This is a genomic window from Comamonas sp. UBA7528 (genome assembly GCF_002479375.1).
Classification (GTDB): domain Bacteria; phylum Pseudomonadota; class Gammaproteobacteria; order Burkholderiales; family Burkholderiaceae_C; genus Comamonas.
In genome coordinates this window covers 78999-104510 of the sequence record NZ_DLMU01000004.1, presented here as the reverse complement: position 1 = coordinate 104510, position 25512 = coordinate 78999, and the positions used below count along the sequence as shown (strand labels likewise).

At 64.6% G+C, this 25512-nt stretch carries 23 protein-coding genes and 1 riboswitch; of the genes, 10 read left to right on the top strand and 13 right to left on the bottom strand.

Going from position 1 to position 25512, the window contains the following annotated elements; all coding sequences use genetic code 11:
• Positions 1-90: 90 nt before the first annotated feature.
• Positions 91-4101, bottom strand: a complete 4011-nt coding sequence (purL, locus tag B3349_RS04595) for a phosphoribosylformylglycinamidine synthase (RefSeq protein WP_291586816.1) — start codon at positions 4099-4101, stop codon at positions 91-93.
• Between the two features lie 178 nt (positions 4102-4279).
• On the opposite strand from purL, the gene map reads away from it, so the two are divergent.
• Together map and B3349_RS04585 are read left to right on the top strand one after the other, a co-directional pair.
• Positions 4280-5092 carry a type I methionyl aminopeptidase gene (gene map / locus B3349_RS04590; protein ID WP_192333220.1) on the top strand — a complete coding sequence of 271 codons (813 nt, stop codon included), beginning with the start codon at positions 4280-4282 and terminating at the stop codon, positions 5090-5092.
• 207 nt (positions 5093-5299) lie between these two features.
• Complete coding sequence (locus B3349_RS04585; RefSeq protein ID WP_291586812.1) at positions 5300-7915, top strand: [protein-PII] uridylyltransferase; 2616 nt, start codon at positions 5300-5302, stop codon at positions 7913-7915.
• A gap of 96 nt (positions 7916-8011) precedes the next feature.
• On the opposite strand, the gene B3349_RS04580 is transcribed toward B3349_RS04585, so the two are convergent.
• Together B3349_RS04580 and B3349_RS04575 are read right to left on the bottom strand one after the other, a co-directional pair.
• Positions 8012-9370, bottom strand: a complete 1359-nt coding sequence (locus B3349_RS04580) for a pyridoxal phosphate-dependent decarboxylase family protein (RefSeq protein WP_291586811.1) — start codon at positions 9368-9370, stop codon at positions 8012-8014.
• Between the two features lie 63 nt (positions 9371-9433).
• Entirely contained in the window at positions 9434-10690 is a 1257-nt protein-coding gene (locus B3349_RS04575; RefSeq protein ID WP_414646852.1) for an MFS transporter, read from the bottom strand.
• A gap of 110 nt (positions 10691-10800) precedes the next feature.
• Between B3349_RS04575 and B3349_RS04570 the strand changes: the two genes are divergently transcribed.
• Complete coding sequence (locus B3349_RS04570) at positions 10801-11247, top strand: winged helix-turn-helix transcriptional regulator (protein ID WP_291586807.1); 447 nt, start codon at positions 10801-10803, stop codon at positions 11245-11247.
• 206 nt (positions 11248-11453) lie between these two features.
• On the opposite strand, the gene B3349_RS04565 is transcribed toward B3349_RS04570, so the two are convergent.
• The 5 genes from B3349_RS04565 to B3349_RS04545 form a co-directional block, all read right to left on the bottom strand.
• Positions 11454-11783, bottom strand: coding sequence for a DUF3325 domain-containing protein (locus B3349_RS04565; RefSeq protein ID WP_291586805.1), 330 nt, complete (start codon positions 11781-11783; stop codon positions 11454-11456).
• Positions 11776-13449 carry a PepSY-associated TM helix domain-containing protein gene (locus B3349_RS04560; protein WP_291586803.1) on the bottom strand — a complete coding sequence of 558 codons (1674 nt, stop codon included), beginning with the start codon at positions 13447-13449 and terminating at the stop codon, positions 11776-11778. The genes B3349_RS04565 and B3349_RS04560 overlap by 8 nt, the downstream gene beginning before the upstream one ends.
• An 11-nt stretch (positions 13450-13460) precedes the next feature.
• Positions 13461-13763 carry an iron uptake protein gene (locus tag B3349_RS04555; protein WP_291586801.1) on the bottom strand — a complete coding sequence of 101 codons (303 nt, stop codon included), beginning with the start codon at positions 13761-13763 and terminating at the stop codon, positions 13461-13463.
• Entirely contained in the window at positions 13760-14188 is a 429-nt protein-coding gene (locus B3349_RS04550) for a sigma factor (RefSeq protein ID WP_291586799.1), read from the bottom strand. The genes B3349_RS04555 and B3349_RS04550 overlap by 4 nt, the downstream gene beginning before the upstream one ends.
• Before the next feature lie 117 nt (positions 14189-14305).
• Positions 14306-15766: a cryptochrome/photolyase family protein gene (locus B3349_RS04545; protein ID WP_291586797.1), complete on the bottom strand. Its 1461-nt coding sequence runs from the start codon at positions 15764-15766 to the stop codon at positions 14306-14308.
• 274 nt (positions 15767-16040) lie between these two features.
• Between B3349_RS04545 and B3349_RS04540 the strand changes: the two genes are divergently transcribed.
• Together B3349_RS04540 and B3349_RS04535 are read left to right on the top strand one after the other, a co-directional pair.
• Complete coding sequence (locus B3349_RS04540; RefSeq protein ID WP_291586795.1) at positions 16041-16523, top strand: methyltransferase family protein; 483 nt, start codon at positions 16041-16043, stop codon at positions 16521-16523.
• A gap of 60 nt (positions 16524-16583) precedes the next feature.
• Positions 16584-16649, top strand: a riboswitch (Fluoride riboswitch).
• A 77-nt stretch (positions 16650-16726) separates the two neighbouring features.
• On the top strand, positions 16727-17977 hold the full coding sequence (locus B3349_RS04535) for a chloride channel protein (RefSeq protein ID WP_291586793.1): 1251 nt from the start codon (positions 16727-16729) through the stop codon (positions 17975-17977).
• Between the two features lie 70 nt (positions 17978-18047).
• Here the strand turns inward: B3349_RS04535 and B3349_RS04530 are convergent, their stop codons facing one another.
• The gene (locus B3349_RS04530; protein ID WP_291586791.1) at positions 18048-18278 is read right to left on the bottom strand and encodes a hypothetical protein; all 231 of its coding nucleotides are present in this window, start codon (positions 18276-18278) and stop codon (positions 18048-18050) included.
• A 637-nt stretch (positions 18279-18915) separates the two neighbouring features.
• Between B3349_RS04530 and B3349_RS04525 the strand changes: the two genes are divergently transcribed.
• The gene (locus B3349_RS04525) at positions 18916-19536 is read left to right on the top strand and encodes a flavin reductase family protein (RefSeq protein WP_291586789.1); all 621 of its coding nucleotides are present in this window, start codon (positions 18916-18918) and stop codon (positions 19534-19536) included.
• A 167-nt stretch (positions 19537-19703) separates the two neighbouring features.
• Here the strand turns inward: B3349_RS04525 and B3349_RS04520 are convergent, their stop codons facing one another.
• Complete coding sequence (locus B3349_RS04520; RefSeq protein WP_291586787.1) at positions 19704-20294, bottom strand: hypothetical protein; 591 nt, start codon at positions 20292-20294, stop codon at positions 19704-19706.
• A 236-nt stretch (positions 20295-20530) separates the two neighbouring features.
• Positions 20531-21052 carry a DsbA family protein gene (locus tag B3349_RS04515; RefSeq protein ID WP_291586785.1) on the bottom strand — a complete coding sequence of 174 codons (522 nt, stop codon included), beginning with the start codon at positions 21050-21052 and terminating at the stop codon, positions 20531-20533.
• Between the two features lie 327 nt (positions 21053-21379).
• Here B3349_RS04515 and B3349_RS04510 point away from each other — a divergent pair, with 327 nt between their 5' ends.
• Positions 21380-22018 (top strand): CDGSH iron-sulfur domain-containing protein, encoded by a 639-nt coding sequence (locus tag B3349_RS04510; protein ID WP_291586783.1) that lies wholly within the window; start codon positions 21380-21382, stop codon positions 22016-22018.
• A gap of 128 nt (positions 22019-22146) precedes the next feature.
• Here B3349_RS04510 and B3349_RS04505 read toward each other — a convergent pair whose 3' ends face one another.
• On the bottom strand, positions 22147-22398 hold the full coding sequence (locus B3349_RS04505) for a hypothetical protein (protein WP_291586780.1): 252 nt from the start codon (positions 22396-22398) through the stop codon (positions 22147-22149).
• A gap of 427 nt (positions 22399-22825) precedes the next feature.
• On the opposite strand from B3349_RS04505, the gene B3349_RS04500 reads away from it, so the two are divergent.
• Positions 22826-23050 carry a ferredoxin family protein gene (locus B3349_RS04500; RefSeq protein WP_291586778.1) on the top strand — a complete coding sequence of 75 codons (225 nt, stop codon included), beginning with the start codon at positions 22826-22828 and terminating at the stop codon, positions 23048-23050.
• 80 nt (positions 23051-23130) lie between these two features.
• Here B3349_RS04500 and B3349_RS04495 read toward each other — a convergent pair whose 3' ends face one another.
• The gene (locus tag B3349_RS04495) at positions 23131-24027 is read right to left on the bottom strand and encodes a LysR family transcriptional regulator (protein WP_291587227.1); all 897 of its coding nucleotides are present in this window, start codon (positions 24025-24027) and stop codon (positions 23131-23133) included.
• A 124-nt stretch (positions 24028-24151) separates the two neighbouring features.
• On the opposite strand from B3349_RS04495, the gene B3349_RS04490 reads away from it, so the two are divergent.
• Both B3349_RS04490 and B3349_RS04485 read left to right on the top strand, forming a co-directional pair.
• Positions 24152-24733, top strand: coding sequence for a (R)-mandelonitrile lyase (locus B3349_RS04490; RefSeq protein ID WP_291586776.1), 582 nt, complete (start codon positions 24152-24154; stop codon positions 24731-24733).
• The gene (locus B3349_RS04485; protein ID WP_414646851.1) at positions 24730-25506 is read left to right on the top strand and encodes a carboxymuconolactone decarboxylase family protein; all 777 of its coding nucleotides are present in this window, start codon (positions 24730-24732) and stop codon (positions 25504-25506) included. The genes B3349_RS04490 and B3349_RS04485 overlap by 4 nt, the downstream gene beginning before the upstream one ends.
• Positions 25507-25512: the final 6 nt, after the last annotated feature.

Here is a 25512-nt window from a genome sequence, read left to right as displayed (position 1 = left end):
ATGCTTCGCCGCATGCTGGCGGCAACAAAAAAGCCCCGCAGCTTTCACACTGCGGGGCTTTCTCATGGACAGGCGCTGATCAGATCAAGATCAACCCAGCCACTTGCGCGCATTGCGCCACACACGCATCCAGGGGCTGAATTCGGCCTTGTCGCCCGACGTCCAGCTCATCTGCACATTGCGGAACACGCGCTCGGGGTGGGGCATCATGGCGGTGAAACGGCCATCGGCCGTGGTCACTGCCGTCAGACCACCGGCCGAGCCGTTGGGGTTGAACGGGTACTGTTCGGTCGCCTGGCCGTGGTTGTCCACGTAGCGCATGGCCTTCAGCACCTGGGCTTGGTTGCCGCGGAACTTGAAGTTGGCATAACCCTCACCGTGTGCCACGGCGATCGGCAGGCGCGAACCCGCCATCCCTTGCAGGAACAGGCTGGGCGACTCCAGCACCTCGACCATCGACAGGCGCGCTTCAAAGCGGTTGCTCAGGTTCTGCGTGAAACGCGGCCAGTCCTGTGCGCCAGGAATGATGTCGGCCAGTTCGGCAAACATCTGGCAGCCGTTGCACACGCCCAGTCCAAAGGTGTCGGTGCGGCCAAAGAACTGCTGGAACTCTGCCGACAGGCGGTCATTGAAGGTGATGGAGCGTGCCCAGCCAATGCCGGCACCCAGGGTGTCGCCATAGCTGAAGCCGCCGCAGGCCACCACGCCCGCAAAGTCCTTGAGCTGGGCACGGCCGGTCTGCAGGTCCGTCATGTGCACGTCCACCGCGTCGAAACCGGCTTCGGTGAAGGCATAGGCCATTTCCACATGGGAGTTCACGCCCTGCTCGCGCAGCACTGCCACGCGGGGCTTGGCCGCCACGTTGATGAACGGCGCCGCCACGTTGTCCTGCGGGTCGAACGTCAGGTGCACATGCATGCCGGGGTCTGCAGGCACTCCTGCCGCAGCGTGTTCGCTGTCGGCGCAGGCGGGGTTGTCGCGCTGCTGGGCAATCTTCCAGCTCACGGCATCCCAGACCTGGTGCAGATCGCTCAGCGTGGCGCCAAACACCTTCTTGGCATCGCGCCAGACCTGCAGCTCGCCCTTGCCCATGTCCACGGCAGACGACACCGGGCGGGTCTTGCCGATGATGTGGCTGCAGGTGGCCAGGCCATGCTCGCGCAGGGTTTGGAGCACTTCGGCGCGGTCTGCCGTCTTGATCTGCAGCACCGCACCCAATTCTTCATTGAACAGCGCGCGCAGCGTCAGGTCTTCGCGGCGGCCGGACACCTGGTTGCCCCAGTTCTTGCCCTCACCGCTGTCCATGCGGCTGTCGCTGATGCCATCACCTTCGGTGATCAGCATGTCCACATTCAGCGCCACGCCCACATGGCCGGCAAAGGCCATTTCGGCCACGGTCGCCAGCAGGCCGCCGTCACCCTTGTCGTGGTAGGCCAGAATCTGGCCCTTGGCGCGCAAGGCGTTCACAGCATCCACCATGCCGATCAGGTCCTTGGGCTGGTCCAGGTCGGGCGTTTCGTTGCCGGACTGGTTCAGCACCTGGCCCAGGATGGAGCCGCCCATGCGCATCTTGCCGCGCGACAGGTCGATCAGCACCAGGGTGGTGTCATCTTCGGTGGCGTCCAGCTGCGGAGTCAGCGTGCTGCGCACATCGTCGATCGATGCAAAGCCGGTGATGATCAGACTGACAGGCGAAGTGACCTTCTTGGTCACGCCGTTGTCATTCCACTGCGTGCGCATGGACAGGCTGTCCTTGCCCACGGGAATGGAAATGTTCAGCGCCGGGCACAACTCCATGCCCACGGCCTTGACCGTGGCGTACAGAGCGGCATCCTCACCGGCTTCGCCGCAGGCGGCCATCCAGTTGGCCGACATCTTGATCTTGGACAGCTCGATCGGCGCCGCCAGCATGTTGGTGATGGCTTCGGCCACAGCCATGCGGCCCGATGCGGGCGCATTGATGGCAGCCAGCGGCGTGCGCTCGCCCATGGCCATGGCTTCACCCTTGAAGCCCTTGAAGTCGGCCAGCGTCACGGCCACGTCGGCCACTGGCACCTGCCAGGGGCCCACCATCTGGTCGCGGTGGGTCATGCCGCCCACAGCGCGGTCACCGATGGTGATCAGGAAGCGCTTGGATGCCACCGTGGGGTGGGCCAGCACTTCAATGACAGCCTTTTCCAGCGGAACGCCGGTCAGGTCGATGGCGGGCAGCTCGCGCTCCACCGTCTTCACGTCCTTGTGCATCTTGGGCGGCTTGCCCAGCAGCACGTTCATGGGCATGTTCACCGGGAACTTCTGGTCGCCCGACACCACAGCTGTGTCTTCCAGCACCAGCTCGCGCTCTTCGGTGGCCGTGCCGATGACGGCAAACGGGCAACGCTCGCGTTCGCAGAAAGCGGTGAACTGCGCCAGCGATTCGGGTGCGATCGCCAGCACATAGCGCTCTTGCGATTCGTTGGACCAGATTTCCTTGGGCGCCAGACCGGATTCCTCCAGGTTCACCGCACGCAGGTCAAAGCGTGCGCCACGGCCCGCGTCATTGGTCAGTTCGGGGAAGGCGTTGGACAGGCCACCGGCGCCCACATCGTGGATGGCCAGAATGGGGTTCTGCGCGCCCTGCTGCCAGCAGTGGTTGATGACTTCCTGCGCACGGCGCTCGATCTCGGGATTACCGCGCTGCACCGAATCGAAGTCCAGTTCTGCGGCATTGGTGCCCGACGCCATGGAACTGGCCGCACCTCCGCCCATGCCGATGCGCATGCCGGGGCCGCCCAGCTGGATCAGCAGCGTGCCGGCAGGGAACAGAATCTTCTGGGTCAGCTCGGCGTCGATCACGCCCAGACCACCGGCAATCATGATGGGCTTGTGGTAGCCGCGGGTCACATCGCCCACCTGCTGCTCGTACTCACGGAAGTAGCCGGTCAGGCTGGGACGGCCGAATTCGTTGTTGAAGGCCGCGCCACCCAGCGGGCCTTCGATCATGATCTGCAGCGGGCTCGCAATGTGCTCGGGCTTGCCCACTTCGCTGCCCCACAGCTTGGAGACCGTGAAACCGGTCAGGCCGGCCTTGGGCTTGGAGCCCCGGCCGGTCGCGCCTTCGTCACGGATTTCACCGCCGTTGCCGGTCGATGCCCCGGGAAAGGGCGAGATGGCCGTGGGGTGGTTGTGCGTTTCCACCTTCATCAGCACATGGTTGGTGGCGCTTTGCTTCTGGTAGCTGGGAGCCTGTGCCGCGCCGGTGGCGGCATCGAACTTGGCGATGAAGCGCTCGACCTGGTGGCCTTCCATGATGGAGGCGTTGTCCGAATATGCCACCACCGTGTGCTGAGGCGACACGGCTTCGGTGTTGCGGATCATGCCGAACAGCGACTTCTCCTGCGCCACACCGTCGATGGTGAAGTTGGCGTTGAAGATCTTGTGGCGGCAGTGCTCGGAGTTCGCCTGGGCGAACATCATCAACTCCACGTCCGTGGGGTTGCGCTTCAGGCCATTGAAGGCGTTGACCAGGTACTCGATCTCGTCATCGGCCAGAGCCAGGCCCCATTGCTTGTTGGCGATTTCCAGCGCGGCGTGACCGCCGCCCAGCACATCGACAAACTCCATCGGAGCAGCCTGCAGTGCGGAGAACAGCTTTTCGGCCTCGGCACGCGTGGCAAACACCGACTCGGTCATGCGGTCGTGCAGCAGGGCGGCAATCTGGGCCGTCTGTTCCATGCTCAGCTCGGGCGTGCCGCCCAGCAGACCCGACTTCAGGGCCACGCGGTATTCGGTGGCGCGCTCCACGCGGAACACTTCCAGGCCGCAGTTGCGGGCAATATCGGTGGCCTTGGAAGCCCAGGGCGAGATCGTGCCCATCCGGGGGGTGACGATGAAGGGCACGCCATCGGCGCTGCCTTCAAAGGGCTCGCCATATGTCAAGAGCGCCGACAGGCGCTCTTGCAATGCGGGCACAGGCGTCCCCTCGGTAGCCACCAAATGCACAAAGCGCGCGGACACGCCTGTGATCTTGGGGTGGATGGCGACCAGGTCGGTCAGAAGCTGTTGGGCGCGGAACGAGCTCAGGGCGTTTCCACCCTCAAACTGTGTCAGATGCAATGTCACGTGGCGGCCTGTTTATGTGAAGGCTGGTGAAGGGCACCCTGGCCCGCCCCCTGTTGCGAGGGGGCCAACCAAAGCGCTGAATCGGTGAGCCTCTGATTTTACCGTGCCTGGGACTAACCCGAGGCACTCCCGCCCCTTGCCCCTGCAGGTTCAAGCCCGCAATGGGATAATTGACAGCATGAGCATCACACTGAAGACCCCCGAAGACATCGAGCGCATGCGCGTCGCAGGCCGCTTTGCTTCGGATGTGCTGGACTACATCACCCCCCACATCAAGCCCGGCATCACCACCCAGCAGATCGACGATCTGTGCGCCGAACGCATGGCCCAGCAAGGCACCAAGACCGCCTGCCTGGGCTACCAGCCGCCGGGCATGACGCCCTACCCGGCCTATGTCTGCACCTCGGTCAACCACGTGGTCTGCCATGGCATCCCCAACGACAAGCCGCTCAAGAAGGGCGACATCGTCAATGTGGACGTGACCATCATCACCGACGACGGCTGGTTTGGCGACAACAGCCGCATGTTCATCGTGGGCGACGGCACAATTGCCGGCAAGCGCCTGTGCCAGCTGACGTTCGAAGCCATGTGGAAGGGCATCCAGCAGGTCAAGGCCGGCGCCACCCTGGGCGACATCGGCCACGCCATCCAGTCCTTCGCCGAAGGGCACAACCTGTCGGTGGTGCGCGAATACTGCGGCCACGGCATCGGCAAGGTGTTCCACGACGAGCCCCAGGTGCTGCACTACGGCCGCCCCGGCACCGGTGTGGTGCTGGAAGAAGGCATGGTCTTCACCATCGAGCCCATGCTCAACCTGGGCAAGAAGGACATCAAGGCCATGCCCGATGGCTGGACCGTGATCACCAAGGACCACAGCCTGACCGCGCAGTGGGAGCTGATGCTGGCCGTCACCAAGACGGGCTATGACATCCTGACCTGGTCGGACGGCTCCCCCACGCCGCCGGACTTCATCACCGCGCTGCGCACCTGATCCAGCCCGGCTTCGCCCAGCCCCCCTGCTGCGCTGCCCGCCCGCCGCTGCACCCTTCCGGGGTTCAGCGGCTTTTTTACGCCTCTAGCCCGATCAGCCTCCCCACCAAAGACCTGCAAGTCCGCAGAGCCGCTACAGTGCACGTGTGCGGTGCACGCCTCCCCAGCGCCGCACCATTTGCGCACGTTTTTTGCTTGCATTGCCAACATGACCACGCTTGCCCCCGCACTCTCCGATCTGACCGCTTTGCGCAACGCCTACCGCCAGGACAAGGCCGCGCTGGTAGAGCAGTTCCAACAGCCCGCCCCTGCCAAACGCAGCGTGCGCCCGCTGCTGCACAAGCTGTCCGAGCGCACCGACCAGCACCTGCAGGCGCTGCGCCAGCTGACAGGCCTGCCGGACTGCGTGGCCCTGATCGCCGTGGGCGGCTATGGCCGTGCGCAGCTGTTTCCCGCCTCCGACGTGGACGTGCTGGTGCTGGTGCCCGAACACCCCGCTGGCGAAGACAGCCCCTTCAAAGCACAGCTGGAGCAGTTCATCGGCGCCTGCTGGGACACCGGGCTGGAAATCGGCTCCAGCGTGCGCACCGTGGAGGAATGTGTGGACGAGGCCGCGGCCGACGTCACCATCCAGACCGCGCTGCTGGAGTCGCGCCTGATCGACGGTGATCTGGCCCTGTTCGCCCAGATGCAGCAGCGCTTTCGTGCTTTGCTCAACCCGCGCGCCTTCTTCACCGCCAAGATGCTGGAGATGCGCCAGCGCCACAACAAGTTCGAGAACACCGCCTACGCACTGGAGCCCAACTGCAAGGAATCGCCCGGCGGCCTGCGCGATCTGCACACCATCCTCTGGGTGGCCAAGGCCGCCGGCCTGGGCAGCAGCTGGAAGGAATTGGCCCAGAGCGGCATCGCCACGCATTTCGAAGCCCAGCAGCTGGAGCGCAACGAGGCGCTGATCGGCCACATCCGCGCCCGCCTGCACGCAGCCACCGGCCGGCACGAAGACCGCCTGCTGTTCGACCTGCAGACCACCGTGGCCGAACAGCTGGGCTTTCACAGCCACCAGCGCACCGGCCAGCGCATGCCGGTGCGCGCCAGCGAAGGACTGATGCGCCGCTACTACTGGGCAGCCAAGGCCGTCACCCAGCTCAGCCAGATCCTGCTGCTGAACATCGAGGAACGCCTGTACCCAGCCAGCCAGGGTGCCATGGTCCGCATCGACGACCGCTTCTTCGACAAGGACGGCCTGATCGAAGTCGCCAGCGACGATCTGTACCGTCGCGATCCCCAGGCCATCCTGGCCACTTTCCTGACCTACGAGACCTCCCCCGGCCTGCGCGACCTGTCCGCGCGCACGCTGCGCGCACTGTACTCGGCACGCGGCATGATGGACGGAGCCTTCCGCCGCGACCCCGTCAACCGCGCCACCTTCATGCAGATCCTGCAGCAACCCAGCGGCATCACCCACGCCATGCGGCTGATGAACCAGACCTCGGTGCTGGGGCGCTACCTGTGGGCCTTCCGCCGCATCGTCGGCCAGATGCAGCACGACCTGTTCCACGTCTACACCGTGGACCAGCACACGCTGATGGTGCTGCGCAATATGCGGCGCTTCTTCATGGCTGAGCATGTGCATGAATACCCCTTCTGCTCCCAGCTGGCCAGCGGCTGGGACAAGCCCTGGCTGCTGTACCTCGCCGCCCTGTTCCACGACATTGGCAAGGGCCGGGGCGGCGACCATTCGCAGATCGGCGCCATCGAGGTGAAGCGTTTCTGCCGCCAGCACGGCGTGGACGCGGACGACGCGCAGATGGTCGAGTTTCTGGTGCGCGAACACCTGACCATGAGCCAGGTGGCGCAAAAGCAGGACACCACCGACCCCGACGTGATCCGTGCCTTTGCCGCCCGCGTGGGTTCGGTGCGTCACCTCACCGCCCTGTACCTGCTGACCGTGGCCGATATCCGCGGCACCAGCCCCAAGGTCTGGAACGCGTGGAAGGGCAAGCTGCTGGAAGACCTGTACCACGCCACCGTGCGCATGCTGGGCGGCCGGGCGCCCGACGCCGAGGCCCTGGTCGAGGCGCGCAAGCGCGAAGCCCTGGTGCAGCTGGCGCTTAGCGCCCAGCCGCACGAATCGCACAAGCTGCTGTGGAACACGCTGGACGTGAGCTACTTCATGCGCCACGAGGCCGCCGACATCGCCTGGCACGCCCGCCACCTGGGCCGCTATGTGGGCACGCCCACCCCCATCGTGCGGGCGCGCCAGTCGCTGGCCGGCGAAGGCGTGCAGGTCATGGTCTACACGCCCGACCGCAGCGACCTGTTTGCCCGCATCTGCGGCTACTTCGACCGCTCGGGCTTCTCCATTCTGGACGCACGCATCCACACCGCACGCAACGGCTATGCGCTGGACACCTTCCAGGTCATCACCAGCGAGCCGCTGGAAGTGCACTGGCGCGAGCTGACTGCGCTGATCGAAGAAGGCCTGCCCCACGCCATCGAGGCCGAAGGCCCCCTGCCCCCGCCGGCGCGCCGCCGCGTCTCGCGCCGGGTGCGCAGCTTCCCCATGCCGCCGCGCGTGGTGCTGCAGCCGGACGAAAAATCACAGCACTGGCTGCTGGAAATCTCCGCCAGCGACCGTGCCGGTCTGCTCTACACCGTGGCCCGCGTGCTGGCCGAACACCGCGTCAGCGTGCAGCTGGCCAAGGTGAGCACCTTGGGCGAACGGGTGGAGGACAGCTTTCTGATCCAGGGCCCCACGCTGGGCAACAACACTGCCCAGCTGGAGCTGGAAACCGATCTGGTGAACGCACTGGCGGAGTAACAAAGGCACAGCCGGGGCACAGCCGGGGCACACCGCTCCGGCCTGCTCCTGCCGGAGCGCCTGGACCTGACCGGCCGGGCGGCACACCATGGCCGCTCACCGACCCACAGCGCTTTCCCGCCCCACCCTCTCCAGCAAGGCCAGCAGCGCCTCCACATCGTCGTCCCGCGTGCGCCAGGACGACACGCTGATGCGCATGGCAGGCCGTCCCTGCCACAGGGTGCCGCCGAACCATGCCTCGCCAGAAGCCTGCACTGCAACGCGCACCGCATGGGTGTGTGCGTCACTGCCGCAGCGGAACAGCACCTGGTTGAGCGTCACGGTGTTGAGCACCTCGAACCCGGCCTGCGCCAGGCCTTCCCCGAAGCGGCGCGCCTGCGCACAATGCCGCTCCACCAGCTCGGCAACGCCCTGGCGGCCCAGGCTGCGCAATGCCGCCCACACCGGAATCCCGCGGGGCCGGCGTGAAAACTCCAGCGTCAGATTTTTCTGGGCATCCACGCTGGCGCTGGAATAGGCCGCATCACTGTTCATGGCTTCGGCCAGGGCCCGCGCATCACGGCAAATCGCCATGGCGCAGTCGTAAGGGGTGTTGAGCCATTTGTGCGCGTCGGTCGTCCAGCTGTCGGCCAGCTCGATGCCCTGGGTCAGGTGGGCCAGCGAGGAGGCCCGCGCCCACAAGCCGAAAGCGCCATCCACATGCACCCATGCCCCCGCCGCTCTGGCATGCGGCAGGATCTGCGCGAAGGGGTCGAAGGCGCCGGTGTTCACCTCACCGGCCTGCAGGCAGAGGATGGTGCGTGCATCCAGCGCCGGCAGTTGCGCCACGTCCACCCGCCCCTGGTCATCGACCGGCGCATGGACGATCTGGTTCAGCCCGAAGCCCAGCACACGCAACGCCTTCTTGGCCGTAATGTGCACCAGCGCGGAAACTACCACCCGTATCTCCGGCGCGCCATGCAGCCCTTGGCCGTCAAAATCCCAGCCCTGCCGTGCCAGCAACTCGCGCCGCGCTGCGGCCAGGGCGGTCAAGGTACAGGCCGTGGCGCTGGTGCCAAAGCCAACGGCGCTGTCCCGCGGCAGATCCAGGGCATCCAGCACCCAGCGTGCTGCCACACGCTCCACCGTGGCCGACACCGGAGAATTGTCAAAGGTCGAGGCACACTGGTCCCACGCCAGCATCAAGCGTTCCGCCGCCGCAGCGGTGGGCAATGCCGCGCCGATCACAAACCCGAAATAGCGTGGCCCATTGGATGCCGTGGTTGCAGGGGACCCCACATCGTCGAGCAGCGCCAGCGTGGCTTCCGCCGGCAAACCCTGTTCGGGTAGCGGCTCATCGAAGGCCGCCAATGCGGCAATCGCGTCCTCCGACGGAAATGCGCGGCGCCGGCCGTGGGCTTCGGTGTAGCGGCGCCCGCGCACATCGGCATGGGCCAAAAGCTCCAGTTCGTTCATTCGAGCATCTATCCTTCCTGGTTCATGCATGGTTCATTCCTGCTTCGTGGTCGGCAGCGGTGCCTACGGCGATCCCTGCTGCATTTCCTGCGGTGTGAACCGCAGCGTCGCCCACCAGAACAGCAGCGCCAGCACACTGACCACAGCCCCCAGCAGGCACACGCCCTGCCAGCCCGCACGGGCATAGGTCAGCGTCGTGCCAATCGCCCCCAGGCCACTGCCGACCGCGTAGAACAGCATGTAGAGGCCGACCAGCCGGCTGTGGGCCTCGGGCCGGATGCGGAAAATCATGCTCTGGTTGGTCACGTGCAGCGCCTGCCCTCCCATGTCGAGCAGCACGATGCCCACCAGCAACGCACCCAGCGAACGCTCCATCAGCGACAGCGGCCACCAGGCCAGTAGCAACACCACCAGCGCTGCGGCACTGGTGCGCTGCGCATGGCCGTGGTCCGCCCATTGCCCGGCGCGCGTGGCAGCCAGCGCCCCCACCGCACCGACCAGGCCCAACGCGCCGATGGCGGTGTGGGAGAAGCCATGGGGCGGCGCACTCAACGGGAACACCAGCGCACTCCAGAAGATGTTGAATGCCGCAAACATCAGCAGCGCCAGCACCCCGCGCACCTGCAGCACCTTCTCTTCCCACAGCAGCGTCAGCATGGACGCAACCAGTCGCGGATAGCCCATCGCATCGGGCGCTGCAGGCAACAGAGGCAACCGCCTCCAGAGCGGCAAGGCAATGAGCAGCATCAGCGCGGCGGCGCACAGGTACACGCCGCGCCAACCCGCCACATCGCTGATGCCCCCGGCAAACACCCGGGCCAGCAGCAGGCCGATGAACACCCCGCCCTGTGCCGCGCCGACCACACGCCCCTGCGCCTGGGGCGCTGCCGCGCTGGCGGCATAGGCGATCAGCCCCTGCGTCATTGCCGTCCCCAGCAAACCCACCGCCAGCATGCCCGCCAGCAATGCGGGAATCGATTGGGCCATGGCCACGGCCACCAGCGCAGCGGCCAGCGCCAGCAGCTGCAGGGCCATCAGGCGGCGGCGTTCCACCCGGTCGCCCAGAGGCACCAGCAGCAGCAACGCCAGCGCACACCCGGCTTGTGTAGCCGTGACCACACCGCCCACCGCCGCATGGCTGATGCCAAAGTCCTGCGCCAGCGCATCCAGCAAGGGCTGCGCGTAATAGACATTGGCCACGCTCAGGCCGCTGGCCACGGCGAACAGCCAGACCAGGCTGCGGGGCATGTCTGCAGACTGCGCCGGTGCACAGCGCTGTGGCAACGGCGGGGGCGATGGTGGTGCGGTGCAGGCCTTCATGGTCCAAGCTCACTCAATCTAGTTTCAAAACAAAACCAGAATGATGCTAAGGCATGTAGTTTTAAAATGCAACCAAACAGCCCGCTGCCGCCCACCCTGCAGGAGACACCATGCCAGCCCGTAAATCCTTGAACGAGCAACCTTGTCCCGTTGCGCGCTCTGTTGACCTGATCGGGGATCGCTGGTCCCTGCTCATCGTGCGCGATGCCTTCGACGGCATGCGCCGCTTCAGCGACTTCCAGCGCAGCCTGGGCATGGCCAAAAATATTCTGTCCGACCGGCTGCGCAAGCTGGTCGACGCCGGTATCCTGGCCATGCAGGACGCCTCGGATGGCTCGGCCTACCAGGAATACGTGCTGACACCGCAGGGCGAGAGCCTGTTTCCCGTGGTGGTGGCGCTGCGCCAATGGGGCGAACAGCACCTGTTTGCGCCCAGCGAACGCCATTCGGTGCTGATCGACAAGCGCACGGGCCAGCCGGTGCCCCCCATGGCACCGCACGCCCAGGATGGCACGGTGCTGCAGCCTGCCGCCACCGAAGTGCGAAAAGTGACCTGAAGCCATGCGCACGGGTGAATGCCGTGATCGCCCGGAGCAAGGCGCGCATGGCGGCTAACGGCACGGATGGCGCGTACCACCGGCCTTTCCATTGCTGGCTGCCTCGCCAGGCTGCAGCAATGCCTGGCTGGATGGGAGAAGCATCCCTTCTCACACCCGGAATCGCCCGCATACGGGCATGCGACCGATCCCGCTGCTTGCAACCTCTACGCCTTGCGCGTCACCCAGGCCAAGCATGCCAGCCAGCCCGGACGCCATGACAGTGTCATCGCCACAGACAATGCCGCAGCGGCCAGGATCATCACCCACACCAAGGCGGCCATCGATGCATGGTCGGCCTGCAGGCACAGCACCAAGCCCACCGCCAGCCCTGCGGCACCCTGGGCACGCAGCCGCCACACCACGCTCTGCGGCTGCTCTGCCTGGAAAACCTGTTCCCAATGCCCGTCCATCGCCAGGGCCAGCCAGCCCATGCCCGCCCAGCAGGCCAAGCAGGCCACCACCAGAAACAGCGCAGCCGTCGGTCCTTCAAGCATGGGCGGCCTCCAGACGGTTCACCGGACCCACAGCCGCTGCACGCAGCGCCAGCTTGCGAGCAGCCGCTGCGGCCAGGGCCGCGCAGACCAACAGGCTCAGGTCCACGCCCGCCACCGGCCAGTAGGCCTCGCCCACGGTCTTCAGCAGGTGGTCTCCCGTCGTGATCCAGTTCAGCCCCACGGCCAGCACCGCCATGGCGGCAACGGCCCAGCACTGCTCACCCCAGGCGGGGTTCGGCTGCCCGCTGGCAACGGGTGCGCTGCGCCAGAAGGCATGCGCCATTGCTGCCACCCATCCGGCCCAGAACAGGTATTGCTCCAGATCGCCCCGAGGCGGCCATCCGCTGGGCAGTGATGCAGGCAGCAGGCGGTTGGCAATCAGGATGGTGCAGGTGGCAATCAGCATGCCCGTGACGGTGGTCACCGCAAGGGCATCCACAATGCGACTGCCCTGCCGACCTTGCTTGGCATGCTGCTTTTTGCGCTTTTCGACAAAGAAAATAAAGCCCGTGGCGATGCAGACACACCCCATCAACCCGCCCAGCACGTACAGCCAGCGAAGCAGCCAGTGGCGGAAGTGCTGCAGGTGCAGCCCGGTCAGAAAGGTGTTGAGGCTGTCCACCGCAGTACGGGGCGGGTCTTCGCGCAGCAGCTCCCCGGTACTGGCCTTGAAATGGATGCCGTCGCCCACCAGCGCAATGCGGTCCGTACCGGCCCGGAAGACGCTGACATAGCCATTGGCGTCCCCCACGTGGCGCAGCGAGAGCAGACCTACCTCGCCGGCCATGCCCTTGGCGGCCCATCGCCGCTGGGCTTCACGCACCATGTCATCCACCGACGCCAGCGGCGCCGCCACACCGGCACGGTCATGCGGCAGCCCTGTGGTCTGCGCCTCATGCTGCTCGTGCAACTCGTGCAGCGGCTCCAACTGGGTGTGCGACACCGGGAAATAGATCCCCGCGAAGATCACCAGACCGGTGAAGGCGAAGAAGAAGTGAAACGGCAGCGCCAGCACGCCCATCATGTTGTGCAGGTCCAGCACACTGCGCTGCACCGCCTTCTTGGGGCGAAACGTGAAGAACTCGCGGAAGAACTTGCGGTGCATGACCACACCGGTCACCAGTGCCACCAGCATCATCAAGGCCGCGAATCCGACGATCCAGAAGCCCAGGCCCTTCCAGTAGAAGGTCAGGCTGTAGTGCAAGGGATAGAGGAAACCGCTGCCGATCTTGAGCTGGTCATCCGGCAACGCGCCGCCGCTGCGCGGGTCGATGGTGCGGTTGCCTCGCACCGCGTCATCGGGATTCTTGGCGTTGGGCACCACATAGCCCGCAAACAGGCTCAGCATCGGATCCCGGTGCGTGGTGTACGCCCCCCAGTTGCGCACGGTATCGAAGCGCTCTGGCATGGGGCCGTTCACCTTGTCCCGCATGAACTCGATGCTGCGCTGGCTGGGTTGCATGTCCTCGAACACCGGCCGCAGCACCTTGTCAAAGGACGGCATGGGCTGCGGTGCGAAGCGTGAGGCAGGAATGGCCCAGCGGTCAATTTCCCGGTCGAACACCGACAGCGATCCAAAAAAGAAACACGCCATCAGCACAAATCCGAGGGCCAGACCAAACCATGTGTGCAGCCAGGTCATGGCATGGCGAAAACTTTGAAACATCAGCTCCACTCCTAAGTCAACTGCGATTGCAGCAGCGAAGCCAGGACGGCCATAAGTGCGCCACCACCAGCAAAAACCAACCACACACGCGACAGCCGTGGTGCTGCGAACGCCCAGAGAAAGGCGCTCAGATACAGCAGCATCCCCAGCATGTAGCTGAGATGCTCTGCATCGTGAAATTCCATGCCCAGCGCGAACATGCCGGCTGTCGCCAACGCGATAAAGCCCCAGGTCAGCATGTAGCCGCCCAGGACCGCAGCAGCGATGCGCAGCACGGCATGCCAAGGAGTGCGAGATGTCAAAGTGGACTTCATATCAAAATGCTTCCATGCGAGAAAACACACACCATTCGCGTGCGACTTCCCGGTGCGCCATGCTGCAGCCCCCTACCTGGGGAAAAGGCGCGGGCAGCCCTGGATGACTGGCGCAGCAGCATGGCGTCAGTCTCATACAGCGCCTGCAGCAGGCTGGCTGCGCCTTGGGTGACGGATTCCTCCGACCTCTCGGCCCGGGTATCCAGCCTGGCCCGTGCTTCCGGGCCGGTGTTGAAGCTGCGGGGACGGGCGATCACCCGTACAAAGGTGTTGTGCGCCAGGTCTGCGGCATTCGTCGCATCATTCAGGCGATAGCGCAGCCAGCCGTGCAACCAACCATGGTGGTCGGTGTACAAGCTCTTGACCTGCTTTTGAAGCGTGAACTCTGCGGTACCCACAATGCCCTTCGCGTAGCTGTGGCCCAAGATCCGCAGCGCACAAATCGTTAATGAGAATTAATATCATTGTATAAGATTTGTTTTGCATCTTGTTTCACCGCCGCAGCCCTCTGCCGTAAGCTCTGCGCAGGGTTCGCTTTCGCCCTACCGGTCGCTTTGCAGAAAATGAAAGCGCATCAGCGTCCGCTGCCGGGCGCTGGCGTGGTCCACCACAGGATGTGGATAGTTCACGCCCAGCTGCACGCCGCAGGCCTGGAGCTCCAGCGGCTTCATTCCCGCCGGGAAATGGATGTGCTTGTCCGGCAGCCTGGCCAGCTCCGGCACATAACGGCGGATGAAGCGGCCATCCGGGTCAAACCGCTGTGACTGCGTGACGGGGTTGAAGATGCGGAACCAGGGCTGCGCATCGCAGCCAGTGGATGCCGCCCACTGCCAGCCGCCGTTGTTGGCCGACAGGTCATAGTCGTTCAGGTGCTCGGCAAAGTGGCGCTCGCCCCGGCGCCAATCAATGCCCAGATCCTTGGTCAGAAAGCTGGCCACCACCATGCGCAAGCGGTTGTGCATATAGCCGGTCTGGTGCAGCTGGCGCATGGCAGCATCCACCAACGGGTAGCCGGTCAGTGCCTCGCACCAGGCCTGCCACAGCTGTGGGGCATCGTCCCACAGCACGCGTTCGTATTCCGGGCGGAAAGACTGGGTGACCACATGGGGGTGGTGCCACAGAATCATGAAGTAGAAATCGCGCCAGGCCAGCTCGGACAGCCAGGTCTGCGCCCCCTCATCCCCCTGCACGGCTCGCTCCAGTGCGAGACTTGCCAAGGCGCGAATGGACACCGTGCCAAAGCGCAGGTGCACGGAAAGATAGGACACGCCCTTGCGCCCGGGAAAGTCCCGCGCCTCCTGGTAGGCATGCATGCGCGGCAGAAAGTCCTGTAACAGCTGCTGCGCACCGTCCATGCCCGCCGGCATGGGCAAGGCCTGCAGGTTGGTACGCTCAAACCCCAGCTGCTCCAGCGTCGGCAAGCGTTCCTCCGCCGGTAACGGGGCCAGATGGTGGGCATAGCGCGCCACCGGATATGGCTTGAGCTGGAAGGCGTCCAGCTTTTGCAGCCATGCCCGCTTGTAGGGCGTGAACACGCTGTAGGGCTGGCCTTGCTGCGTCAGTACCTCGTCCCGGTCCAGCAGCACCTGGTCCTTGTAGTCGCTGAACGCAATGCCCAGCTCCCCCAAGCCCTGGGCCACCCGCTGGTCCCGTGCCATGGCCTCAGGCTCATAGTCGCGGTTGGTCAGCACTTCCTGCACGCCCAGACTGCGGGCCAGTTGCACAATGCATTCTGCAGCGCTGCCATGCCGCACGATCAGCCCGCCACCGGGAACACCCGCAGCGGCAGACAAGGCCTGCAGCGCGCCGTGCAACTGCAATACGCTGGCGTGGATGAACTCCACACGCCGGTCCTGCTTGCGGGGAAGCGCGTTCAGGATGTCGGTGTCGAAGACAAAGGCGCAATACACCCGCTCGAAGCGGCGCAACGCGTGATAAAGCGCGGCATGGTCATCGCAGCGCAGGTCGCGCCGCAGCCACACCAGGGCGCAGGAATTCGCCATGGCAGAAGAAAACGAAAGCTGGGCTGAGCATTGAAGCACAACAGAGCGCGGGCTGCAGCCAACTTCCACGCCAGCGCTCCCGTGTGCCTGGCTTCATCCTGGTGAAGGTTTGCATGCCCAGCACGCCGGCCCAGGCTGCGCACGCTCTGGCGACCGTGCGCTTTCCATTGGCGCCCGGCAGTTTTGCGAAGTCATCACGCCCGTTGACATTGAAGTGACTTCAATCTTTACGCTTGCACCATAAAAGATTCCACCATTACCTCACCGACTCCCCATGTCCACCCGCCCTCCCTCATCGCAGCCTTCCTCCTGGCTCTCTCTGCGCGTGCCACCCTTGGCACTGTTTGCGCTGTTCGCGGCTGCCATCTGGCTGCTGCCCGATCTCCGGTCCATCCGGCTGCCCGGCGCTGGGATGACCGCCGCCGTGCTGGCGGCCGTGGGCGGAGGGTTCTGCCTGGCTGGCGTGCGGGAATTCCGCCGCGCACGGACCACCGTCAACCCGGTCAACCCCGCCGCATCTTCGGCACTGGTGGTGCGCGGGGTCTACCGTCTGACACGCAACCCCATGTACCTGGGCTTTGCATTGCTGCTGCTGGCCTTCGCCGCAGGGCTGGGCAAGCTGTCCGGGCTGCTCGCGGTCATGGTGTTCATGGCCTACCTGCAACATTTCCAGATACGCCCTGAAGAAGCCGCGCTGCACGCGCGTTTCGGTCCCGCATTCGAACGCTATTGCCAGGAGGTGCGCCGCTGGCTGTGAGCCAATGGAAAACCCCGGCGCAAAACGGCAGCCAGCACACACCGCCGGCACCGCTATACTGGCGGCCAAGGAGATGACGTTCCTCCTCAACCGCTGCGGCATGCAGCTGATGACGTCTACAGAACCTGACCTGTGTCGGGACTGTAGGCGCTCGCGTATACGTCCCCCCATTGGTCAGGCCGATTCCTTCGCGCTATTGACCAATGCCCAAACTCTTTCCACCCGTTTCATTCGCGCTGCTGCCCCGCATGGGGATGTGGTTCGTCCTGGCCTGTGGGGTGGCAGCACTCGCTGGCACTGCTTCCGCCTTCTTTCTTTTTGCGCTCGACCATGCCACCACCTGGCGTGAGGCCCACCGTGGGGTGGTATGGCTGCTGCCATTCGCCGGCCTGACGGTGGGCATGCTCTACCGCCTGGTGGGCCAGTCGGTCGATGGCGGCATCAACCTCATCCTCGATGAGATCCACACGCCGAAAAAAGTGGTGCCGCTGCGCATGGTGCCATTGGTGCTCGCCAGCACGGTGGTATCGCATGGGTTTGGCGCCTCGGTAGGCCGCGAGGGAACCGCCGTCCAGATGGGTGGTGCACTCGCCGACCAGCTGACCGCGGTCTTCCGGCTGGCACCGCACGACCGGCGCATCCTGCTCATGACTGGGCTGAGTGCAGGCTTTGCCTCGGTCTTCGGAACGCCGCTGGCGGGCGCCATCTTTGGTCTGGAGGTGCTGGCGATGGGGCGCATGCGTTACGACGCGCTGCTCCCGTGCGTTGTCGCTGCCATTGCGGCCAGCCAGGTGGGGGTTGCCTGGGGCATCCACCACACCCACTATGCGGTGGTGGACGTCGCGCCTGTGGACTGGTGGAGTGTGCTGGCCGTTGCCATCGCCGGGGTCCTCTTCGGGCTGGTCGGCATGCTGTTTGCAAAAACCACCCGCGCCATCGGCGCCTTCATGAAACACCGCGTTCCCTGTGCCCCGCTGCGCCCCTTCATCGGCGGCATCGCCATTGCAACGGCCGTGTGGGGGCTGGATGCCTACCGCTACATCGGCCTGGGCATACCCGACATCCTGCAGGCGTTCCACGCACCAGCTCAGCCATGGGACTTCCTGGGAAAGCTGCTGTTCACGGCCACGTCCGTCGGCAGCGGGTTCAAGGGCGGTGAAGTCACGCCGCTGTTCTACATCGGTGCCACGCTGGGGAATGCGCTGGCCCCGTTGCTGCACATGCCCCTTGCGATGATGGCCGGCCTCGGTTTTGTCGCCGTGTTTGCGGGAGCTGCGAATATCCCCATCACCACCATCCTGATGGCGCTGGAGCTGTTCGGCCCGCAGATCGGTCCATTTGCCGCCATCGCGTGCGTGACCGCCTATCTGTGTTCCGGGCATGCCGGCATCTACCAGGCACAACGCATCGGGCGCAGCAAGCACGGCCTGCACCGGCAGGCCGGGCAGCCATGAACCCCTGTAGGTACCCTGGTTCTGCCCTGGCATGCGATCTTGAACCCGCCAAGACCGCATGCCAGGGCATTCAAGGTTTTGCTTTGAGCTCGTTGAGCGAATCCAGCACGTACAAAGTCGTCGACCAGACAACGTAGGCAAAGAAGAACATGCCAATCCCCGGAATCAGGGTGAGAATGGCAAACAGCGGCACGCTTCTTTGGGTTCTTTTGGCAACTTGCGCTGCAAAGATGGCATAAACCCCCTGAATCAGCACCAAGGGAATCAGGCTGATGAGTGTGTGCAAAATGGGTGTATCCAAAATACTCTTCCTTGATTATTCGTCTTCAGAATCAAAAGTCTAGCACCATGAAATCATGCCACGCTCAAACTCGTCCTGTGCGCCGTCCAGATACCGCAACGGGCTGACCGCCTAGTTTCGCTACAGGAGTGTTATACCAAACATGGCGCCCCATACGGGGCCGTTTTCAAACTAACGACCTATCCGTTCTTCTATATGGCACACCACAAGGAAGAAACAGGTCCGATAATGAACCCGTGAAAGCACTATAACGTGCGCAACTTGGAATGAAGCGCAAGGTATCTGGCTGTGGCGAAAAAGCACGACTTGTGGTATCCCCCGGAAAATCCCGCAGCTCCATACTGATTCTCGTGGCGCATAAGGCCCCGCAGGTGATCAGGCGCCATGCAGCCATATGGATATGGGCTCCACCATAATCGCCCATGTGCTGCGTCTCCTGAATATGGAGGATAGCTGCCCCGAACGGGCTACGCCACCATGGAGTATTCCCGCATGGTGCCTGCCATTGCGCTCCATGCGCCTGGGCGCTGTGCTGCCGGTCTGACATACCGCCTCTTCTCCAGCGCCTGCCCGCTACCCACGGCACGCCAGTGGCAGCCGCCTACACTGCCTGTTTTGTCGCCCTTCCTGCACCGCTATGACTTCCTTTGACGATCTCCCGCTGCACCTGCCCGCCCACTGCCAGAGCGTGCCACTGGACAAGTGCTACCGCCTGCTGAACCACGGACCCACGGTGCTGGTGTCGGCCGCGCACGCGGGAGATGCCAACGTGATGGCCGCCGCCTGGGCCTGCGCGCTGGACTTTGCTCCGCCCAAGGTAACTGTGGTACTGGACAAGCAGACCCGAACCCGAGCGTTGGTGGAGGCCAGCGGCCAGTTCGTGCTGCAGCTGCCCACGCGCGCCCAGGCCCGGCTGACATTGGATGTGGGCACCGACAGCGCCTTGCAGCACCCGGACAAGCTGCAGCGCCATGGCGTGGAGCTGTTCCGCGCGTCCGCCGCCCCCGGCGCGCCGCTGGTAGCCGGCTGCGCCGGCTGGCTGGTGTGCCGCGTCATCGCGGAGCCGCACAACCAGCAGGCCTATGACCTGTTCATTGGCGAAGTAACGGCCGCCTGGGCCGATGAACGCGTGTTCCAGCAGGGCCGCTGGAAATTCGACACCGCACCGGACGATCTGCGCACCCTGCACTATGTGGCGGGTGGACAGTTCTATGTCACCGGCGACAGCCTGCAACTGCCCAGCAGCATGCCGGAGTAAGGCGCTGCGGCTGTGGCTCGCCCCTGCGGGCCCTGCGCATTGGATTCCCCGGTGCCATTGCCGTTGAAGTGAGGGCAAGCGCCCCGGTTGGCACAACCACCCTCCAGAAACACACAGCGCCCACACCGGGCGCCATGTTTGCATACCGCAGCGGAAGGCGGCGTCGCTCAGCGGTTGCGCTCTTTGTCCTCGCCCAGGCCCAGGCGGTCCATCAGACCGCCCTGGTTCACATCGTCACTGGGTCCCTGGCCGGTGGCAGCCTGCACGCCGCCCATGAAATAGTTCATGGCCGTGAAGGCGCGGCTGGTTTCTTCGCCGCTGTTGATGGTTTCATCCACATTGCCGCCTTCGGTGTAAACGCGTACCCAGCTGCGCGGCGAATACGCCAGGCGCTCCATGGTGCGCAGCGGCACGTCAAATGCCGTGGCCGGATAGCCTTGCTGCATGGCAGCGGTCTGCGAACGCGAACGCACGCGCAGCACCTCGCCGCTGCCAAAGTGGAAATCCGCCCCCGTCACCGCGGCCTGCTGGTAAGGCAAGCCAATGCTCAGCACGGCCTGCCCCTGCTTGGCGGCGGTCCAGGATGCCGCCAGCGTGGGACATTGCGGGCGGCTGCATTGCACCTTCTCGGGAGCCACGGTCACGGTCTTAACGCCCTTGGCATCCACACCCTGCTGCACCTGCGGCACCAGCGCCTGCTTGCTTGCACACCCTGCCACCACCAGGGCACCCAGCACCCCTGCCAGCCAGAACTTCATATCGCTCACTCCAGATCCAAAACCCGCATGGTGCCATGCCTGACAGCCCCCCAGGGCAAAAGCCACAGCGCAGCCCTGTCCACGGCAGGCGTGTTGACCTCGGACTCGGAGCATGTGGGGCACCTGAGACGAAGCCATCTTCCGCCCACAGCACCCGCCATACGACAGGTCTTGCCAGACACTGCCAGCCACTGCATGTGGCTGCTGGCATCAGGCTGCGTGCGTACCCGGCTCACCTAGCGCAGTACCCGCAGAACCGCCTCGTACAGCTCGCCATGGCTGTGGTGGACAGGGAAAGCTTCACCGTTCAGGAAAAAGGCCGGCGTGCCCTCCACCCCGCTGCGCTCCCCACCGTCGATATCGGCACGGATGCGGGCTTCCAGGTTCCCGCCGGCCATGGCCGGCCCCAGCTCCTCCGCATTCAGTTGCAGCGTCTGCAGCAAGCGCCCGTACAACGGCGGCCCCAGGGTCGCCTGGTGGCTGTAGAGCCAGTCGTGCGCCTTCCAGAAACTGTCGTGCTGGCCCGCAAACTCCGCCACCAAGGCCGCCGGCAGCGCCTGGGCATGCATCGGCAGTGGAAAGTTGCGGAACACCACCGCCACCCGGTCACCCAGCTCCTGGCGAATGCGCTGCAAGGTCGGCTCCGCCATGCCGCAGTACGGGCACTGGTAATCGCCATACACCACCAGCACCACGGCGGCATCACGCGGTCCGTGGACATGGTCATGGGCCGAAACAGGGACTTGCAGTGCAGACATGAGCCAGCTCCTCCATCACACCGGCAGCAGGAAAAAATAGGACAGGGCAGAACACCACAGGCCCCACCTGCCGCACAGCCGCCATGCTGGCATGGGCGGGCACCCAAAGAGGTTGGGGACTACCCCTCACTCCCGCCCGCCATCCGTCTGCCACCGCTGCAGGCTGGTGCAGGCCGGAGCCACACCAGGCTGCACGCTGCGGCACAGGCCTACGCCTGCTGCAGCGCGTGCCTGCCTACGATGGGCAGGTGCGCTCGTGCCTGCCTGGGCGACATGGCGCGGGACGGGCCAGCAGCGCACACCCCACGACCAGAACAGGAGCTCACCATGGGCCGCGAAACCGTTTCCTCCTCCAACGTCACCGTCACCTTCGACGGCCAGCGCTGCATCCACTCGCGCCACTGCGTGCTGGACCGCCCGGACGTGTTTGTGCCCAATGTAAAGGGCTCCTGGATCCACCCCGAACGTGCCACCCCGGCGGAAGTGCTGGAGCTGGCACACAACTGCCCGTCCGGTGCCATCCAGTGCCAGCACCCGGACGGCACGGCCATGGAACTGCCGCCCCTGGTCAACACCGTGCGCGTGCGGGAAAACGGACCGCTGGCCTTCCATGCAGAACTGGTGGTGGCCGGCCGGCCCGATGGCCTGCGCGCCACACTGTGCCGCTGCGGTGCATCGCAGCTGAAACCCTATTGCGACGGCAGCCACACCACCGCCGGCTTCACCGCCACGGGAGAACCGCCCACACAGGACTCCGCCCCGCTGGCCCGGCGCAACGGTCCGCTGCAGATAGACCCCACCACCAACGGCCCGCTACACGTGAGCGGTCCACTCGAGGTGGTCAGCGGCACCGGACGCACCATCACCCGGGTGACCGACACCTGGCTGTGCCGCTGCGGGCACTCCGCCAACAAGCCGTTTTGTGACGGCAGCCATGTGAAGGCGGGATTTGTCAGCGGGGATTGAACCGGCGCAGCGCGACTGCCATGGCCAAGCCAGGCACCCCGATCAGACTTCAACCTATCCAGCCGCACTCGCCTAAGACAGGCGTTTCAATCATCGTCGGCCGCCCCCTGTTCAGAGCTATTTCAATTTCAGTTTCTTTTGGCCTCTATCTCACCCCAAAGCCACATAACTAAGCTCAGGAAAAATGAACAAAAGAAGACTGCTTTAGATACTTTGACCAAATAGGTTGCGTTGGGTAGTAGCTCAAATACTCCAAAACGAATGAGCTTCAACACCGGAAGCACTACGAATGATCCAGCCAATGCGATGCCTAATGTTGCAGAAAAATAGATAAACCAGATTACAAGAAAGTTTCGAAGCTTGAGATAAAACTTTTCCATCACTTATTTTGCTCATTTTTCGAGCTGTACCAGCCGAAACCCAAGCCAACCGACTCAGAAAAAAGCTAGAAGAACATCCATTCATTGGTGAGGCCGAAATCGCAAATGCATTCGACACCCCGGTACTTCGGGACGAATCGCAATCGCCACCGCAACGTTGCGGGCGAATAAGCCGGCCGCATTTCCAACGGGAGCACCAAGAATCGTTCCAAATGCAGCCGCACCATCTCTTCTGGATTTGTATCCTATAGCCACCTGACAATCAACACTTTGGCCCTGGCAGAACACACCAAGGGCCAGTACTTGGTGGTCACCGGTGGCGCGGGACTGACCCAGGAGTGGGACCAGCCCGCCCACCGCATCCAGCCTGGCGACAAGGCGCGGGACGGGCCGGCAGCAAACTCCACAACCAGAACAGGAGCTCACCATGGGCCGCGAAACAGTCTCCTCCTCCAACGTCATCGTCACCTTCGACGGCCAGCGCTGCATCCACTCGCGCCACTGCGTGCTGGACCGCCCGGACGTATTTGTGCCCAATGTGGAGGTCGCCTGGATTCACTCGAACGTGCCACCCCAGAGGAAGTGCTGGAGCTGGCACACAACTTTTCCTCCGGTGCCATCCAGTGCCAGCACCCGGACGGCACGGCCATGAGGGATCGAACAGGCGCGGCCCGGCCGGCATGCCCCGGCAGCCCCAAGCGATGACCTGCCCAGGCTGGATCCGGGATAGCGTTAACGGCTCTCTATCCGAAGCGCCTCGATCACCAGCGTCAGCGCCGGTGAGGGTTGCCTGCGGTTGGCGTAATACAGGTGGTAGCCCGGGAAGCTGGGCCACCAGTCCTGCAGCACCGGCACCAGGGTACCCTGCTCAAAATGGGGCTGCAGCAGATCCAGTGGCACATAGGCCAGCCCCATGCCATCCAGCGCGGCGCGCAGCAGCCAGAATGTGTTGTTCACCGTGACCTGCCCCGTCACCCGCACATTCAGTGCCTGGCCCCCTTTTTCAAACTCCCAGGCGTACAGCCCTCCGTAGGTGGGCAGGCGCAGATTGATGCAGCGGTGCCCGGTCAAATCAGCGGGACTGAGCGGTAGTCTGCGGCCTTCCAGATAGGCCGGCGATGCCGCCACCGCCATGCGCAGGTCTGGGCTGATGCGCACGGCAATCATGTCCTTGTCCAGCTGGTTGCCTGAGCGCACTCCTGCATCAAAGCGCTCGGCCACGATATCGGTCATGGCGTAGTCCACCGCAAACTCCACCTGGATTTCGGGATAGGCATGCAACAGCGGCAGCAACCTGGGCCAGAGCACGGTGGTGATGGCGTGGTCGTGGGTGGAGATCCGCACCATGCCCGCCGGTTTGTCACGCCATGCTGCCAGCGCTGCCAGCTCGGCGTCGATGTCGTCCAGCCGGGGCGCCAGCGTGTGCAGCAGACGATCGCCCGCCTCCGTGACCGACACACTGCGTGTGGTGCGGGTGAGCAAGCGCACCCCCAGCCGCTCCTCCAGCGTCCGCATGCTGTGGCTCAGCGCGGAACGCGACAGCCCCATCTGCGCCGCCGCCTTGGTAAAGCTCTGCGCGCGCGCCACGGCCACAAAGGCCTGCAGATCATTCAGGTTCTCGGACATTATTGATGAGCCAATTTCACCAGTTCATGCAGATTTTGCCATCTATTCAATCAAGTCAGCGCCTTCTACAGTGAATCGCACGTTGTTCAGGGTTTGCACGCAGACCGCACTGAGAAAGGAACGCTCCATGAAACCCATTGCCACCGCCTTGCTAACCACCGGCCTGAGCACATTGGCTGGCGCAGAACCCGTGCCTGCCGCCGCTGCCGCTGCCGCTTCCGCCGTCCTGCCGGCGGCCCAGCGCATTGCAGCAGCGGGCAGCCAGCACGCCATCGCAGGGCCTGCGCAGTTCTTTACGGGCCGGGCACGCATTGACCCGCTGTATGCCGCCAATGACCAGGTCAACACCTCCGGCGCCTACGTCACCTTCGAGCCCGGAGCCCGCTCGGCATGGCACACCCACCCCAAGGGCCAGTACCTGGTGGTCACCGGTGGTGTGGGACTGACCCAGGAGTGGGGCAAGCCCGCCCAGCGCATCCAGCCGGGCGATGTGGTGTGGTGCCCTCCCGGCATCAAACACTGGCATGGTGCGGGCCTGTTCACGGCGCTCACGCACATGGCCGTCACACCGTCCGACAGTGACGGCAGGAATGTGGACTGGATGGAGCACGTCACCGAAGCCCAGTACAGAGAAGCGCAAGCGCACCAGAGTGCCGACACCATCTCAGCCGCCCCTGCGGGCACAGGCCACGGCACCGCTGCACCATGAAGCCCCGCCTCCCCATTCCCCGCCCGCATGCAGCCCCGCTGGTCGAGGCGCTGGGCAGCGTGCTGGCGTTATCGGCCAACCCCTCCCACGCGCAGGAGACGCCCATGCCCCCATCCACCACTCAGCACGCTCCCCCCAGCACCAGCCTCACAGCCCGCCAGCTGGCCATCGCACCTGTCACCGCCTGGGCGGCAGTGGGCGACATGCCCCGGCTTCGCTCGGCACTGGAGCAGGCGCTGGACGCCGACATACCGATCCAGGAGGTCAAGGAACTGCTGGTACAGGTCTATGCCTATGCCGGCTTTCCACGCAGCCTGAACGCCCTGGGTGAGCTGATGCAGCTGGTCGATGCCCGCAGGCAACGCGGCGTGCAAGACACCGTGGGTCGCGAACCCGGTGCCGTCCCCACAGGCGACGCCCTGCTGGCACTGGGCACCGCCAACCAGGCCAGGCTTGCCGGAGCCCCGGTCACCGGGCCGCTGTTTGACTTTGCACCGGCCACCGATGTGTTCCTAAAATCACACCTGTTCGGCGACATCTTTGCGCGCGACAACCTGGACTGGCAAAGCCGCGAAATCGCCACCGTCGGCATGCTGGCGGCCCTGCCCGGCGTCGACGGCCAGCTGCAGGCCCCTATGCGCATCAGCCTGAACACCGGACTGACGGCCAGCCAGCTGCAGCAGGTGGTGCAGGTGTTGACCAGCCAGGTCGATGCCGCTTCCGGGGCGTGCGCACAGGCGGCGCTGGCCCGGCAACTGGGTGTGCAACCCTGACATTGA